Annotated in this window: 14 protein-coding genes, 1 tRNA gene and 1 pseudogene; 11 read left to right on the top strand and 5 right to left on the bottom strand. The window is 60.6% G+C overall.

Annotated elements, in window-relative coordinates; all coding sequences use genetic code 11:
- Positions 1 to 197: 197 nt before the first annotated feature.
- Positions 198 to 776, top strand: a complete 579-nt coding sequence (lpcA, locus tag BS626_RS16490; RefSeq protein WP_075183479.1) for a D-sedoheptulose 7-phosphate isomerase — start codon at positions 198 to 200, stop codon at positions 774 to 776.
- A 51-nt stretch (positions 777 to 827) separates the two neighbouring features.
- Positions 828 to 1,592 (top strand): class II glutamine amidotransferase, encoded by a 765-nt coding sequence (locus BS626_RS16485; protein WP_075183478.1) that lies wholly within the window; start codon positions 828 to 830, stop codon positions 1,590 to 1,592.
- On the opposite strand, the gene dpaA is transcribed toward BS626_RS16485, so the two are convergent.
- Positions 1,566 to 2,306: a peptidoglycan meso-diaminopimelic acid protein amidase gene (gene dpaA, locus BS626_RS16480; RefSeq protein WP_075183477.1), complete on the bottom strand. Its 741-nt coding sequence runs from the start codon at positions 2,304 to 2,306 to the stop codon at positions 1,566 to 1,568. The two genes, BS626_RS16485 and dpaA, sit on opposite strands and share 27 nt — an antisense overlap.
- Positions 2,307 to 2,537: 231 nt before the next feature.
- On the opposite strand from dpaA, the gene dinB reads away from it, so the two are divergent.
- Complete coding sequence (gene dinB / locus BS626_RS16470; protein ID WP_075183475.1) at positions 2,538 to 3,593, top strand: DNA polymerase IV; 1,056 nt, start codon at positions 2,538 to 2,540, stop codon at positions 3,591 to 3,593.
- A gap of 35 nt (positions 3,594 to 3,628) precedes the next feature.
- Here the strand turns inward: dinB and pepD are convergent, their stop codons facing one another.
- Positions 3,629 to 5,086, bottom strand: coding sequence for a beta-Ala-His dipeptidase (gene pepD / locus BS626_RS16465; protein WP_075183474.1), 1,458 nt, complete (start codon positions 5,084 to 5,086; stop codon positions 3,629 to 3,631).
- A 289-nt stretch (positions 5,087 to 5,375) separates the two neighbouring features.
- Between pepD and gpt the strand changes: the two genes are divergently transcribed.
- From gpt to crl, 3 genes are all read left to right on the top strand, one after another.
- Entirely contained in the window at positions 5,376 to 5,834 is a 459-nt protein-coding gene (gpt, locus tag BS626_RS16460; protein ID WP_075183473.1) for a xanthine phosphoribosyltransferase, read from the top strand.
- 126 nt (positions 5,835 to 5,960) lie between these two features.
- Complete coding sequence (frsA, locus tag BS626_RS16455; RefSeq protein WP_075183472.1) at positions 5,961 to 7,208, top strand: esterase FrsA; 1,248 nt, start codon at positions 5,961 to 5,963, stop codon at positions 7,206 to 7,208.
- Between the two features lie 59 nt (positions 7,209 to 7,267).
- Positions 7,268 to 7,669 (top strand): sigma factor-binding protein Crl, encoded by a 402-nt coding sequence (gene crl, locus BS626_RS16450; protein WP_075183471.1) that lies wholly within the window; start codon positions 7,268 to 7,270, stop codon positions 7,667 to 7,669.
- Between the two features lie 71 nt (positions 7,670 to 7,740).
- On the opposite strand, the gene BS626_RS16445 is transcribed toward crl, so the two are convergent.
- Entirely contained in the window at positions 7,741 to 8,169 is a 429-nt protein-coding gene (locus tag BS626_RS16445; protein ID WP_075183470.1) for a carboxymuconolactone decarboxylase family protein, read from the bottom strand.
- A gap of 1,105 nt (positions 8,170 to 9,274) precedes the next feature.
- Positions 9,275 to 10,372: a porin gene (locus tag BS626_RS16435; protein WP_075183468.1), complete on the bottom strand. Its 1,098-nt coding sequence runs from the start codon at positions 10,370 to 10,372 to the stop codon at positions 9,275 to 9,277.
- Positions 10,373 to 10,610: 238 nt separating this feature from the next.
- On the opposite strand from BS626_RS16435, the gene proB reads away from it, so the two are divergent.
- The 4 genes from proB to BS626_RS16415 all read left to right on the top strand — a co-directional run bounded on the left by proB (position 10,611) and on the right by BS626_RS16415 (position 13,742).
- Positions 10,611 to 11,717: a glutamate 5-kinase gene (gene proB, locus BS626_RS16430; protein ID WP_075183467.1), complete on the top strand. Its 1,107-nt coding sequence runs from the start codon at positions 10,611 to 10,613 to the stop codon at positions 11,715 to 11,717.
- Between the two features lie 10 nt (positions 11,718 to 11,727).
- Complete coding sequence (gene proA / locus BS626_RS16425; RefSeq protein ID WP_075183466.1) at positions 11,728 to 12,984, top strand: glutamate-5-semialdehyde dehydrogenase; 1,257 nt, start codon at positions 11,728 to 11,730, stop codon at positions 12,982 to 12,984.
- A 380-nt stretch (positions 12,985 to 13,364) separates the two neighbouring features.
- The gene (locus BS626_RS16420) at positions 13,365 to 13,562 is read left to right on the top strand and encodes a hypothetical protein (RefSeq protein WP_075183465.1); all 198 of its coding nucleotides are present in this window, start codon (positions 13,365 to 13,367) and stop codon (positions 13,560 to 13,562) included.
- 104 nt (positions 13,563 to 13,666) lie between these two features.
- Positions 13,667 to 13,742, top strand: a tRNA-Thr gene (locus BS626_RS16415).
- Between the two features lie 504 nt (positions 13,743 to 14,246).
- On the opposite strand, the pseudogene BS626_RS16410 reads toward BS626_RS16415, so the two are convergent.
- Positions 14,247 to 14,639: pseudogene (locus BS626_RS16410) on the bottom strand (IS3 family transposase); the annotation flags it as partial.
- Between the two features lie 81 nt (positions 14,640 to 14,720).
- On the opposite strand from BS626_RS16410, the gene BS626_RS16405 reads away from it, so the two are divergent.
- On the top strand, positions 14,721 to 14,938 hold a 218-nt coding region (locus BS626_RS16405; RefSeq protein WP_075183513.1), incomplete at its 3' end, for a transposase.

Below are 14,938 nucleotides of genomic sequence, written 5' to 3'. Positions count from 1 at the left end.
CTGAAAAGTAGTAAGAGGTCTGACCTGTTGTAAGGTTTAGATCAGAAGGCTGACGTTAGCAATTGGCTAACATTATAATTACAACCTGGCTCACAAACTGCGCGTTGGCCGGCGCCATCCCGCGGCGCGCTTTGCGGGCGTAAGCCATTCCGGTACACTCGAAGGCGACTCTGACACTCCGCTAAAGGACCTACCCTATGTACCAGGACATTATTCGTGCCGAGCTCAACGAAGCGGCCGACGTACTTAACGCGTTCCTCCGTGAGGACGCCAATATCGATGCGATTCAGCGCGCCGCGGTGCTGTTAGCCGACGCGTTTAAAGCCGGCGGCAAAGTGCTCTCCTGCGGCAACGGCGGCTCGCACTGTGATGCGATGCACTTTGCCGAGGAGCTGACCGGCCGCTACCGTGAGAACCGCCCGGGCTATCCGGCGATTGCCATTTCCGACGTCAGCCACCTCTCCTGCGTCAGTAACGATTTCGGTTATGAATATGTCTTTTCCCGCTATGTCGAAGCGGTAGGGCGCGAAGGCGACGTGCTGCTCGGCTTGTCCACCTCGGGCAACTCCGCCAATATCCTGAAGGCGATCGACGCGGCGAAAGCGACAGGCATGAAAGTGATCGCCCTGACCGGTAAAGACGGCGGAAAGATGGACGGACTGGCCGACATCGAAATCCGCGTGCCGCACTTTGGCTACGCCGATCGCATTCAGGAGATTCACATCAAGGTTATTCACATCCTGATGCTGCTGGTAGAAAAAGAGATGGTTAAATAAGCGCGGGCGGCCGCCAGGCCGCCCCGATTGCGTTGAGATGAGGCGTAGACGATGTGTGAACTGCTCGGGATGAGCGCCAATGTGCCAACCGATATCTGCTTTAGCTTTACCGGCCTGGTGCAGCGCGGCGGCGGCACCGGGCCGCACAAAGATGGCTGGGGCATCACCTTTTATGAAGATAAAGGCTGCCGGACCTTCAAGGATCCGCAGCCCAGCATTCATTCACCGATTGCCCGGCTGGTGCAGGAGTACCCGATCAAATCCCGCTCGGTGGTGGCGCATATTCGCCAGGCTAACCGCGGCCAGGTTTCGCTGGAAAACACCCATCCGTTTACCCGCGAGCTGTGGGGGCGCAACTGGACCTATGCGCATAACGGGCAGCTGAAGGGCTATCGCCGGCTGGATACCGGACACTTCCGGCCCATCGGCGAAACGGACAGCGAGCACGCCTTCTGCTGGATCCTGCATCAGCTGGCCAGCCGCTATCCGCGCACGCCGGGCAATATGCCCGCGGTGTTCCGCTATGTTGCCGAGTTGGCGGGGGCGCTGCGCGAGAAAGGGGTGTTTAATATGCTACTGTCCGACGGGCGCTATCTGATGGCGTTCTGCTCGACTAACCTGTTCTGGATCACCCGCCGCGCGCCCTTTGGCAAAGCGACGCTGTTAGATCAGGATGTGGAGATCGATTTTCAGCAGGAGACCACGCCCAATGATGTGGTGACGGTGATTGCCACCCAGCCGCTGACCGGCAATGAGGCCTGGCACAAAATTGCGCCAGGCGCCTGGCAGCTATTTTTCCTGGGCGAACGCCAGTAGCGCCTGATTAACGTGGCCGCCGGGCTCAAACGTGCCGGCGTCATGCATCACGTATTTTCCACTCATCACCGCCATGGACGGCGGCACCTGGTGCTCGGCAAAGTACTGGTAGCCCGGCTGCAGCTCTTTCCAAAAGCTGTTGTACACCGAGTATTTATGCCGCTGCATATTGGCGTCGGTCATGCGGAACGGATAGATATTCACCGGCACGCTCGGCTGGCCGTTACGCAGCGCGGCCTCCACATAGCGATAAATCTCGTCCATCTGGCCGTCGGTCATTGCATAGCAACCGACTGATACGCAGGCACCGTGAATCATCAGGTATTTACCGTCATAGCCCATCTCGCGATCGTATTGGTTTGGAAAGCCAATATTAATCGCGCGATAAAAACGGCTATCCGGCTTTAGCTGACTGAGGGTAACGGAATAGAAGCCTTCCGGGCTTTTAAAATCACCCTGACGGCGCTTCGGCCCGAGACCGCCGGAATAGTTGCAAATACGGTAGCTGTCGAGCAGGCGATAGGCATCGCCAATTTTGCCGTACAGCTCCAGCGTGCGTTCTTCTTTAAAGATTTGCACGTAGACCGGGGTGCCTAATAGCTGTTTTTTTAACGCTTTGCTGACCGGCTCCAGCGGCGCTACCGAGGGCGTAACGCTGGCGAAGCTGATGGCTGGCATAAAAATCATCGCAAACAGGAGTGCGATTTTGCCCATGCTGCTGACCTTGAAATAATAGGGAGTGCGACGCTGCGCCGGAACGGCTCAGGATACATACAAATTCAGATAACGCTTATTCTGCAGCGCCACATTATCACTGTCGAAGGTTTTATCAAGACGTACACGGCGAAAAACGGCGCCGGTGCAGCAGATTTTGCCGCAGCGGTCCGGGCGGGCGTTGAATTTAGTGGATGAGACTGTATACTTATACAGTGTTAAGGGGGCGTGATGCGCAAGATCATTCATGTGGATATGGACTGTTTTTTCGCCGCCGTGGAGATGCGGGATAACCCGGCGCTGCGCGAGATCCCCATCGCGATCGGCGGCAGTCGCCTGCAGCGCGGCGTGATCAGCACCGCCAACTATCCGGCGCGCAAATATGGCGTGCGCAGCGCCATGCCCACTGCCACCGCCCTGAAGCTTTGCCCGCACCTGACCCTGCTGCCCGGCCGCTATGAGGAGTACAAAACCGCTTCGCGGCACATTCGTGAGATCTTTTCCCGCTACACCCCGCTGATAGAGCCGCTGTCGCTGGACGAAGCCTATCTGGACGTGACCGACAGCCCGCACTGCCACGGCTCCGCCACCCTGATGGCGCAGGCCATCCGGCGCACTATCGAACAGGAGCTGAATCTGACCGCCTCCGCCGGCGTGGCGCCGGTCAAATTTCTCGCCAAGATCGCTTCCGATCGCAACAAGCCCAACGGTCAGTTCGTGATAACCCCGGAGCAGATGCCGGCATTTATTCGCACCCTGTCGCTGGCGGAGATCCCCGGGGTGGGCAAAGTGACCGCGAAAAAGCTCGAAGCGCTGGGGCTGCGCAGCTGTGCTGATGTGCAAAACACCGATCTCGCCGCGCTGCTGCGCCGCTTGGGTAAATTTGGCCGCGTGCTCTGGGAGCGCTGTAACGGCATCGATACCCGGGAGGTTATCACTGAACGGGAGCGCAAATCGCTGGGGGTGGAGCGGACCCTGATGGAGGATATTCATCACTGGTCAGACTGCCTGCCAATCCTCGATTTTCTCTATGAGGAGCTGGAGCGGCGGCTTAAACAGCTGCGTCCCGATTGCCAGATCGCTCGTCAGGGGGTCAAGCTGAAGTTTAACGACTTTCAGCAGACCACGCAGGAGCACGTCTGGCCGGTACTGAATAAAGCCGATTTGGTGGCGGTGGCGAAGCAGAGCTGGGACGCGCGCCGCGAGGGGCGGGGGGTCAGGCTGGTGGGGCTGCACGTGACGCTGCTCGATCCACAGCTGGAGCGGCAGCTGGTGCTGGGGCTGTAGTCAGACGGGCATCTAACGATGCCCGTCTGCAGGGCTTACTTCGCCGGAATGGCCTTCAGCAGCGCGGTCAGCAGCTGCCAGTAGAGGCCGACGCTGGCAATGTGCACGCGCTCATCCGGTGAGTGTGGACCGGTAATGGTAGGGCCAATGGACACCATGTCCATGTCCGGATACGGCTTTTTAAACAGGCCACACTCCAGACCGGCGTGAATCACCTGGATATTTGGCGTGCGGTCAAACAGCTGCTGGTAGGTCTCCCGTACCAGCGCCATCACCGGCGAGCTGGCGTCCGGCTGCCAGCCCGGGTAGCTGCCTTTGGCGGCGGTTTTCGCTCCGGCCAGCTGGCCCAGCGCGGTCAGCATCTCCACCACGTACGCTTTGCCGCTGTCCAGCAGCGAGCGAATCAGGCTGTTAATGGTGGCCTGATCGCCCTCGGTACGCACCACGCCGACGTTCAGCGAGGTTTCCACGACGCCCTTCATCACGTCTGACTGGCGGATCACGCCGTTTGGCGTACTGTTCAGCAGCGCAACGAAGCGGTCGCGGCTGGCGGGGGTCAGCGCCTGCAGGCTGCTCTCTGCCGCTTCCGCGCGCAGCGTCAGGTTCTTCTCCTTCAGCGCCAGCTCGTTTTGCAGGGTCGACAGATAGTCCTGCACGGCGGCGTCAAAGGCCTCACGTCCGGCGGCCGGAACCGCGAGGAGTGCGGTCGCTTCGCGCGGGATGGCGTTACGCAGCGTGCCGCCGGTGAAGTCCAGCAGCTGCAGGTTCAGCGCCTCTGCGTGGCGGAACAGAAAGCGCGCCAGCAGCTTATTGGCGTTGCCGAGGCCAACGTGAATATCGCAGCCGGAGTGGCCGCCCTTCAAGCCCTTCAGGGTCAGAGAGACGATCTGGCTGTCGGCCGCGGGCGCCTCGCGCTCCAGCGGCAGGGTGGCGGTAAAGTCGATACCGCCGGCGCAGCCCATATAAATCTCACCTTCCTCTTCCGAGTCGGTGTTGATCAGGATCTCGGCCTGCAGCCAGCGAGGTTGTAGCCCAAACGCGCCGTCCATGCCGGCCTCTTCGGTCATGGTCAGCAGCACTTCCAGCGGGCCGTGCTCGACCTGCTTATCGGCCAGCACCGCCAGCGCCGAGGCCATGCCGATGCCGTTATCGGCGCCCAGCGTGGTGCCGCGCGCGGTCACCCACTCGCCGTCGACGTAGGGCTGGATCGGATCCTGCGTGAAGTCATGCACGGTATCGTTATTTTTCTGCGGCACCATATCCAGGTGCGCCTGCAGGGCCACCGGCTTGCGGTTTTCCAGGCCCGGGGTGGCCGGCTTACGGATCAGGATATTGCCCACCTGATCGCGGTCGGTCCACAGCCCCTGCTCGTCAGCCCAGCGTAAAATATGCTGCGCCAGCTGCTCTTCATGATACGAAGGGTGCGGAATGGAACAGATTTTGGCAAAGATATCCCACAGCGGCTGCGGGGAGAGTTGAGACAATTCAGACACCACTGGTCTCCTGTTTCCTGGCGTAAAATCAGGTTTTTATCCTGACCTGCGCTAATTATCTGGTGGATGGCTCGCGTCAGCGTCAGCGACGTGATACGCAAAGAATACCACTGTTTACCGCAGAGATGTGTAACCGACTGCACACCCTGACGGACGCTGGCCCCGTCAGCAACCACAGCCAAAAGCGGCCTCGGGTCTGGTTTTTACAGGGGCGAATCTCTATAATCTCGCGCAACCTTTTCCCCACTGAACACAATTTAAGCCAATTCCTTTGGCCGGGATCCCTTTTATGAGTGAAAAATACGTCGTTACCTGGGACATGTTGCAGATCCATGCCCGTAAACTGGCTCAACGCCTGTTACCTGTTGAACAGTGGACCGGCATTATCGCCGTCAGCCGCGGCGGCCTGGTGCCGGCAGCCCTGCTGGCGCGCGAACTCGGTATTCGCTACGTCGATACCGTCTGCATCTCCAGCTACGACCACGACAGCCAGCGCGATTTGCACGTGCTGAAGCGCGCCGAGGGAGAAGGCGAAGGATTTATCGTGATTGACGACCTGGTGGATACCGGCGGCACGGCAAAAGCCATCCGCGACATGTATCCAAAGGCACACTTTGTCACCATTTTTGCCAAGCCGGCCGGACGTCCGCTGGTGGATGACTATGTGGTCGATATTCCGCAGGACACCTGGATTGAGCAGCCCTGGGATATGGGCGTGATGTTTGTCCCGCCGATTGTCAAAAACTGATCCCCTACAGCGCCCGGTTAACCGGGCGCTGTGCTTTTTATCGCGCGGAATTGACCGGAGCAGGTGTGGGCGACGGCAGGCCAGGTTACACTTTGCCGGTGGTCGACCTCTGCAGGAGCCTGTTGCATGACGCCGAAAAATCTCAGTGAAGAGCTGTTTAAACCCCGCTTCAAACATCCGGAAACCTCTACCCTGGTGCGTCGCGTACACCATCAGGTGCCACAGGGCGGCACCACGCCGCTGGAGGGCGCACCGCGCGCCGGCTGGTATCGCATGATCAATAAGGTGCTGTGGAGCTGGCGCGGCCTGTCGCCGCTGGAGATCGACGCGGTGCTGGCCCGCATCGCCATGGGGCCGGACGAGCGCACCGATCCGCAGCAGCTGGATACGGTGGTCGGCTATCGTAATGGCAACTGGCAATACGAGTGGGTCCGCGAAGGCGGCAGCTGGCAGGCGCGCGCGCTGCGCACCGCCGGGGATGCCGCCGCCGGCGAACAGTGGCTGCACGCTTCGCGGCTTTACAGCATCGCGGCGTATCCGCACATCAAGGGCGATCCGCTGGCCGAACAGGCGCAGACGCTGGCCAATCGCGCCTACGAAGAGGCCACCGCGCGCCTGACCGGCGAGCTGAAAGAATTAACCTTCACCATGCCCGGCGGTCCGCCGGTACAGGGTTTTTTGCATATGCCGCCGGGAGTCAAGGCACCGTATCCCACCGTGCTGGTCTGCGGTTCGCTCGACAGCCTGCAAAGCGACTACTATCGCCTGTTCCATGACTATCTCGCTCCGCTGGGGCTGGCGATGCTGACGCTGGATATGCCGTCGGTGGGGTTTTCGGTGAAGTGGACGCTGAATCAGGACTCCAGCTTTCTGCATCAGCAGGTGCTGCGGGAGCTGGCGCAGGTGCCGTGGATTGACCATACCCGGGTGGCGGCATTTGGCCTGCGCTTTGGCGCTAACATCGCGGTGCGGCTGGCGTGGCTGGAGGCCTCGCGGCTGAAAGCGGTGGCCTGCCTCGGCCCCGTGGTGCACGCGCTGCTGAGCGACGCCGCGCTGCAAGATCGCGTCCCGGATATGTATATGGACGTGCTGGCCAGTCGCTTGGGCATGGCCAATACCAGCGACAGCGCCCTGCGCACCGAGCTGGGACGCTATTCGCTGAAGACCCAGGGGCTGCTGGGACGCCGCTGCCCGACGCCGCTGCTCTCCGCGTTCTGGCAAGAGGACCTGTTCAGCCCGGAGAGCGAGTCGCGGCTGATTGTCAGCGGCGCTGCGCAGGGCAAACTGCTGGCGATCCCGCGCACGCCGCTCAGGCAGGGATTTGACCACGCGCTGCACGACATTGCGCGCTGGATAGCGAAACGTCTGAGATAGGGGTTGGCGCTTTTTCGGGAGTTTGTTACAACTAACAGCTGACTAACGGAGGTTAAAACATGACGTTACCGAGTGGGCACCCAAAAAGCCGCCTGATGAAAAAATTCAACGCGCTTGGCCCGTATATTCGTGAAAAGAAGTGTGAGAATAATCGTTTCTTTTTTGACTGCCTGGCGGTATGCGTCAATGTGAAGCCGGCACCGGAAAGCCGCGAATTCTGGGGATGGTGGATGGAGCTGGAAGCACACAGCGATCGCTTCACCTACGAGTATTACATTGGGCTGTTTGATAAAGACGGAAACTGGACAGCGCAGGGGGTGAAGGGTAAAGAGAACAATCAGCGCATCGAAGAGACGCTGCGTAACTTTCACCGCAATCTGACCGCGCTGCTTGCCGAGCAGTCGCTGACGCTGGAACCGGCGCCGCATTTCAACGATGCGCCCATCGCGCTCAGCGCCTGAGCCGCGGCGAATATCCGACCCAACCTGCACTGCCGTGCAGGTTTTTTTTTGGTCAGTCGCGGCGAAAGCGCTCACTGCCGCATGCCGATGGCCAGCCGGTTAAACGCGCTCATCAGCGCCACGGCGAGGGTGATATCGCTAATTTCGCGATCGGAAAAGTGCCGCTGCAAGGTTGCAAAATCGCCGTCGGGCGCGTGGGTGTACGCGATGTGCACCAGCGACTCCGCCCACTGCAGGGCGGCGCGCTCGCGCGCGCTAAAGCGTGGGCTCACCCGCCAGCCGGCCAGCGCGTCCAGTTTGTGCTGACTGACGCCGTCAGCGCGCAGCGTTCGCGCGTGCCGCTCCAGACAATACGCACAACCGTTAATCTGCGACACCCGCAGATAGAGTAGCGCAACCAGCGTGGTGCCCAGCGGGCTGTTGTGCAGGGCGTTATCGGCGAGAAGCAGGCCCTGATACGCGTCGGGGGAAAGATCGGCATAGGGGAGGCGTGGCAGCATATGGATAATCCTTCATCAACGGAAACGAAGTGGGTGGGGATAGCGATCAGGGTAGCGGCCTCAGTCGCGTCGGGCAGTGCCTAACGTGCGGGAAGCCAGCCGGCAGCACGCCGCGCGCCGCGCGGGGACTGCCGCGCCGCGTACCACGCGGCGGCGTTGGCGGGGGCTCACTTCGATCCGCAACCAAGTCGCCTGCTAACGGCAGCCAGCGGGGCGTCACCGGAGCCCTTCGCACTGCGCCCGCCGTATCGCGCCCTCTTTCACCACCGCCTGCTGCGGCGTGCTGGCAGCCCACCGCGATCTGCACGGCCGACATCCGCCCCACGCCGGCAGCGCGGCTGAGTCTGCGCCCGCCGTGTCGCGCCCTCTTTCGCCACCGCCTGCCGCGGCGCGCTGGCGGCCCACCGCGATCTGCACGGCCGACATCCGCCCCACGCCGGCAGCGCGGCTGAGTCTGCGCCCGACGTATCGCGCCCTCTTTCGCCACCGCCTGCTGCGGCGTGCTGGCGGCCCACCGCGATCTGCACGGCCGACATCCGCCCCACGCCGGCAGCGCGGCTGAGTCTGCGCCCGACAATTCCCCTGATGGAGAGGCTACGGTCTGGGGCACACAGGCTGTGCGCTGGGGCGCAAATTCAGTATCGGGCTCTGCAGGGTAGACGCATTCAGGCGGAGATCGACGGCGCCAGCGTGCTGGGGCGGATCATGATGAGGGGCGCGCTTTGCCCGCTACGTCAGCATCACCACGCCGCGCGTTCTCAGCGGACGACCGGGATCCGCGGGGGGCATACAGCCGGTGTTGGCTAGCATGGCCCCGGTCTGCTGCCGGCGAGGTTCGCCACCTGTTCCTGTCGGGTAAAAAGAGGGCCGCTCGACGCCTGCATACCGCTGGCGCGCTCGCAGTCAGCGTGCGCTGCTCGCGGCCCGGAATTCGGCAGGGCGGGGGCCCCGGTTCTGTGGGGCGTATTCCGTGCCTCAACCCGCAGCACGAAGGGGATCAGGCTGTGTCCGGACGCGGTGAGCGGGGTGGCACTGAACGCACAGCGAATTCAGCGCATGCCGTCAGGGGTCGGCGCGCCCGCAGCGGTCGCGCCGACCGACAGGATCAGAACTGATACACCAGGCCGACGGCGACCACGTCATCGTTGGCCAGCGCCAGCCGATTATCGTCGCGTAGCTGATTCAGTTTGTAATCAACAAACGCCGACATGTTTTTATTGAAATACCAGGTGGCGGCGATATCGATAAACTTCGCCAAAACGGCGTCGCCGACGCCGTTTTCAATGTCCTTCGCCCGCGTTTTCACCCACGCCAGCGACGGGCGCAGGCCGCCTTCAAACTGGTACTGCGCCACCAGCTCAAGGTTGGTGACCTGATTGGCCACGCCGCTGACCGGCGTGCTGATGCCGTTAACGTTGGCAGTGCCGGCGATCGGGTTCATATTGCGGGTTTCGGCCCAGGTGGCGGCGAGATACAGCCCGTCATTATCGTACTTCACCCCGGTAGCCCAGGCGTCGGCTTTATTCCCTTTGCCGTAGACCGCTTGCTTCTGTGCCAGCGTACGGTTCGCGCTGCTGTAGGCGCCGACCACGCTCAGGCCGTCGACCACCTCATACGCCAGCGAGACGCCGGCGCCGTCGCCGTTGGAGACGCCGCCGGGGCGCGCCGCGTTCTCATTTTTGCCCTGATACTGCACCGCCACCTTCAGGCCGTCGACCAGGCCGAAGAAGTTATTGTTGCGCCAGGTCGCGACGCCGTTGGCGCGGGTCAGCATATAGGTATCGGTTTTGGTATACCCGGTAGCGCCGAACTCCGGCAGCATATCGGTAAAGGCTTCCACATCGTAAATGATGCCGTAGTTACGGCCGTAGTCGAAGGATCCGAGATCGCCGGCCTTCAGTCCGGCAAAGCCGAGGCGGGTCTTGCTGCCGGTGCTGCCCTGACTTTCGGCGACGTTGGCGGCGACCTGATACTCCCACTGACCGTAACCAGTCAACACCTCATTTATCTGGGTCTGGCCTTTAAAGCCCAGCCGGATATAGGACGTATCGCCATCCAGCTTCGGATCATCGCTCAGGTAGTGCATGGCCTTAACGCGGCCGTAGAGATCGAGTTTGTTACCGTTCTTGTTATAGATTTCTGCCGCCGGCGCCGCGGTGGAAAACGCCAGGGGGATCAGAATAGCCAGTACGCGCTGTTGCATGTTGTTTTCCCAAAAAGCATAAAAGGTTTATCAGAACTGTCTGAAAGCACGAACGTTTTACCGGTCGCAGATGACGTATTCATGACAACTTCGCGTCAGCGGCGTGAAGGCCGACATCCACCGCGGCGAATTGCCCCGTCCGGCTTTTTTGCCTTCTCTTCCGCCGGTGACAGTTGGCATCGCTCTTCACACCTGATTTAATGTCTTTTTTGCACTTTTACGGAAACGGCAGAACATCATGAGCGGTAGCCAAACCCTGGTTGTAAAACTGGGAACCAGTGTGTTAACCGGCGGTTCACGGCGGTTAAATCGGGCACACATTGTGGAACTGGTTCGTCAGTGCGCGCAGCTGCACGCGGCGGGCCATCGGATGGTGATTGTCACCTCGGGGGCGATGGCCGCCGGACGTGAGCACCTCGGCTACCCGGAACTGCCACCGACTATCGCCTCCAAGCAGCTGCTGGCGGCGGTGGGGCAGAGCCGCCTGATCCAGCTGTGGGAGCAGCTGTTTTCAATTTACGGCATCCACATCGGGCAGATGCTGCTGACCCGCGCCGATATGGAAGATCGCGAGCGTTTTCTCAACGCCCGCGACACGCTGCGCGCGCTGCTGGATAATCAGATAGTCCCGGTCATCAACGAAAACGACGCGGTCGCTACCGCCGAAATCAAAGTTGGCGACAACGACAACTTGTCGGCGCTGGCGGCAATCCTCGCCGGTGCCGATAAGCTGCTGCTGCTGACCGACCAGCCCGGCCTGTACACCGCCGATCCGCGCAGCAATCCCGACGCCGAGCTGATCAGCGACGTGCACGCGGTGGATGATGCGCTGCGCGCGCTGGCCGGCGACAGCGTCTCCGGCCTCGGCACCGGCGGCATGGCCACCAAGCTGCAGGCCGCCGACGTTGCCTGCCGCGCCGGGATCGAAACCATCATCGCCGCCGGCAGCCGTCCGGGGGTCATTGGCGACGCGATCGCTAACGCCGCGGTCGGCACCCGCTTTCACGCGCAGCAAAGCCCGCTGGAAAACCGCAAGCGCTGGATTTTTGGCGCCCCACCGGCCGGTGAAATCACCGTGGATGACGGCGCTCTGGCCGCCATTCAGGCGCGCGGCAGCTCGCTGCTGCCAAAAGGCATCCGGCGGGTTGAGGGCAACTTCTCCCGCGGCGAGGTGATCCGCATTCTTGGCCTCAATGGCCGACCGGTGGCGCAGGGCGTCTCGCGCTACAACAGCGATGCGCTGCGGCGCATTGCCGGACATCACTCTCAGCAGATCGGCGAGATGCTGGGATACGAATACGGCCCGGTCGCCGTCCACCGCGACGACATGATTGTCAGCAGCTAAGGGAAACACGATGTCATTAGAATCCATGGGCCAGGCGGCCAAAGCGGCCTCGCATCAGCTGGCCACCCTCTCTAGCGCGCAGAAAAACGCCGTGCTGCTCACCATTGCTGAACGGCTGGAAGCGGAGAGCGAGGCGATCCTCGCGGCCAATCAGCAGGATCTGGATGACGCCCGCCGCCTGGCGCTCAGCGACGCGCTGCTGGATCGACTGGCGCTGACTCCGGCGCGGCTGAAAGGTATCGCCAACGACGTTCGCCAGGTTTGCCGGCTGCGCGATCCGGTCGGCGAAGTGATTGACGGCGGGCGGCTGGACAGCGGCCTGCGCATCGAGCGCCGCCGCGTGCCGCTCGGGGTGATTGGCGTGATCTACGAGGCGCGCCCGAACGTCACCCTCGACATCGCCGCGCTGTGCCTGAAAACCGGCAACGCGGCGATCCTGCGCGGCGGGAAAGAGACCTGGCGCACCAACGCCGCCACGGTCAGGGTCATTCAGCAGGCGCTGCAGGCGCACGGTCTGCCGGCCGCCGCCATCCAGGCCATTGACAACCCGGACCGCGCGCTGGTCACCGCGCTGCTAAAGCTGGATCGCTACGTGGATATGCTGATCCCGCGCGGCGGCGCGGCGCTGCACAAGCTGTGTCGTGAGCAGTCCACCATTCCGGTGATCACCGGCGGCATTGGGGTCTGCCACATGCTGGTGGACGACAGCGCGGAGATCCCGGCGGCGCTGACGGTGATCGTCAACGCCAAAAAGCAGCGCCCCAGCGCCTGCAACTCGGTCGAAACGCTGCTGGTACACCAGGCTATCGCGCCGGCCTTTTTGCCCGCGCTCAGTGCGCAGATGGCGGAGGAGGGCATTCGCCTGCACGCCTGCCCGCGCGCGCTGCCGCTGCTGGCGGGCGGACCGGCAACCGTCACGCCGGTGCTGGCGGCCGAATACAACGATGAGTGGCTATCGCTGGACCTGAACGTCAAGGTCGTTGACGGCCTGGACGAGGCCATCGCGCACATTCGCGAACACGGCACCCAGCACTCGGACGCGATCCTCACCCGCACCTCGCGTCATGCCGATCGCTTTGTCAATGAAGTGGACTCGGCGGCGGTCTACGTCAACGCCAGCACCCGCTTCACCGACGGGGGGCAGTTTGGCCTCGGCGCGGAGGTGGCGGTCAGCACCCAGAAGCTACACGCGCGCGGCCCGATGGGGCTGGAGGCGCTCACCTCCTACAAATGGATCGGCTACGGCGACGACACTCTGCGGGCCTGACTCCCCACGCCCTCAGCCGGACGCAAACGGGGCCCGCCCCGTTTTCAGATCCGTCTGAGGGCCATTCTTTCCCGTTTGCACCTTCGCCGCGCCGCGTTGTCTGCTCTGCGGCAGTCGCAATTTCGCCCCTGCCACACCGACCGTTTTTTATCGATGCCGCATCCGCGGGCGCGGGATCCCCGCGCCGCGCGCGGTTTGCCAGGAGAATCTGCACTTTCAGAACTTCCGCAGTCGATCCAGCTTTACCTGAAGCCGCGCGGCAGCTTATAACAACAGAAGACGTCGCCCGCACGTCGCGCACCGGTGAGGGCCATTGCCACTCCCCGCCGGTTGATGGGACATCACGCGCTGATCTATCGCGTAATCAACAGGAGAATGCCGTGTCTGACGCCGCTGCCCGGGAACTATCCCAGTCCGCCCGCCTGGAAGAAGCCAAAAATATCGCCCTCGGCTGGCGCATCGTTGGCCAGATAGAACCGCAGGATCTGGAGGAAGCAAAAGCGATGCTGCGCGCCAGCGCGGAGCATGCCGCCCGCCTCTGCGATCTGCTGTACGACGAAATTCACGCCCGCGGCTGAGCCCGCTCCGCAGCCGGCTGGTGACAAAAACGGCGCTTGCACCGCTGGCCTCTTGACGATCCGCCGCGTTTTTCCTAAGGTGAACCCGCTTGTCCGTTTCCCCCGCCGATATAGCTCAGTTGGTAGAGCAGCGCATTCGTAATGCGAAGGTCGTAGGTTCGACTCCTATTATCGGCACCATCTTTTCCAATGAAATCATATAATTACTGTTGCATTGTTTTGCTTTTCTTAACACGAATGTGCATTTTTGCGCGTTGTGAGTGTGGCAAAATTGTGGCAGGTACAGTGAGATTGTTTGTGGCCCAATGCAAGGGTATGCTAACAGCATGTCTTACCTTGAAGCTCCCCTCTATCTTGTCTTTTGAGCAATATTATTACTTTGATGGCTTCTGGTTACGGATGTTGACAATCCAGTGCTTGCCTGCACGGATGGGTCGAAAAGATGTCACTACAAAAGCATACATTCAAACACTTTTAGTAGTCCATTTCGGTATTTGCATTCTTGACTAACCACTTGCATTTTACTTATCCATGTCTGACAAAAAAGCATCCAATACCCTGCTAAATTGACAGTTAGCTTTGAGCGCGGAGCGAAAGCTGGTCCAGTATGCCAACTAGAAAAGGTGACAGAAGTGCTAGCGATTCAAGCCGGCTTGATGTGAGTTATGAATCGCCACGGATAATCTAGACACTTCTGAGCCGTTGATAATATAGGTTTTCATATTCAGCCGGTGGCATCTGCTCGCTCGAACCATGCCGACGCTTACTGTTATAAAACATTTCGATGTAATCAAAAATATCGCTACGGGCTTCTTCTCGTGTTCTGTAGATCTTTTTCTTTATCCGCTCACGTTTCAGCAGCTGAAAAAAGCTTTCTGCAACCGCATTATCGTGACAGTTACCGCGACGGCTCATGCTGCCCTCCAGGCCGTGTGATTTCAGAAACGACTGCCACTCATAGCTTGTGTACTGACTACCCTGATCAGAATGAACCAGCACCTGTTTTTGAGGATTACGTCGCCACACCGCCATCAGAAGTGCATTCAGGACAATATTTTTTGTCATCCGGGGCTGCATTTGTAAGTATCCCTGCAAAAAGAACCATTCACTTTTAGAGATCTTCCGACATACTGAATATGTCCCCAGAAGGAGATCGTTATGCGTAAAGCCCGATTTACTGAGCACCAGATTATCGCCGTTTTGAAGTCTGTTGAAGCCGGTCGAACGGTGAAAGATGTCTGCCGTGAGGCAGCTATTTCAGAAGCCAGCTATTACAACTGGAAAGCGAAATATGGCGGAATGGAAGCTTCTGATATCAAGAAAATTAAAGACCTGGAAGATGAAAATAGGCGTCTTAAACAGATGTTTGCTGACCT

Source organism: Pantoea sp. 1.19, from assembly GCF_001922585.1.
GTDB lineage: Bacteria > Pseudomonadota > Gammaproteobacteria > Enterobacterales > Enterobacteriaceae > 1-19.
The sequence above is the reverse complement of the archived record's forward strand: the minus strand, read 5'-3'. Positions and strand labels throughout refer to the sequence as shown.

Coding starts and splice junctions, on each gene's coding strand:
- lpcA (WP_075183479.1), top strand. CDS start 198: ATGTACCAGGACATTATTCGTGCCGAGCTCAACGAAGCGGCCGACGTA.
- BS626_RS16485 (WP_075183478.1), top strand. CDS start 828: ATGTGTGAACTGCTCGGGATGAGCGCCAATGTGCCAACCGATATCTGC.
- dpaA (WP_075183477.1), bottom strand. CDS start 2,306: ATGGGCAAAATCGCACTCCTGTTTGCGATGATTTTTATGCCAGCCATC.
- dinB (WP_075183475.1), top strand. CDS start 2,538: ATGCGCAAGATCATTCATGTGGATATGGACTGTTTTTTCGCCGCCGTG.
- gpt (WP_075183473.1), top strand. CDS start 5,376: ATGAGTGAAAAATACGTCGTTACCTGGGACATGTTGCAGATCCATGCC.
- frsA (WP_075183472.1), top strand. CDS start 5,961: ATGACGCCGAAAAATCTCAGTGAAGAGCTGTTTAAACCCCGCTTCAAA.
- crl (WP_075183471.1), top strand. CDS start 7,268: ATGACGTTACCGAGTGGGCACCCAAAAAGCCGCCTGATGAAAAAATTC.
- BS626_RS16445 (WP_075183470.1), bottom strand. CDS start 8,169: ATGCTGCCACGCCTCCCCTATGCCGATCTTTCCCCCGACGCGTATCAG.
- BS626_RS16435 (WP_075183468.1), bottom strand. CDS start 10,372: ATGCAACAGCGCGTACTGGCTATTCTGATCCCCCTGGCGTTTTCCACC.
- proB (WP_075183467.1), top strand. CDS start 10,611: ATGAGCGGTAGCCAAACCCTGGTTGTAAAACTGGGAACCAGTGTGTTA.
- proA (WP_075183466.1), top strand. CDS start 11,728: ATGTCATTAGAATCCATGGGCCAGGCGGCCAAAGCGGCCTCGCATCAG.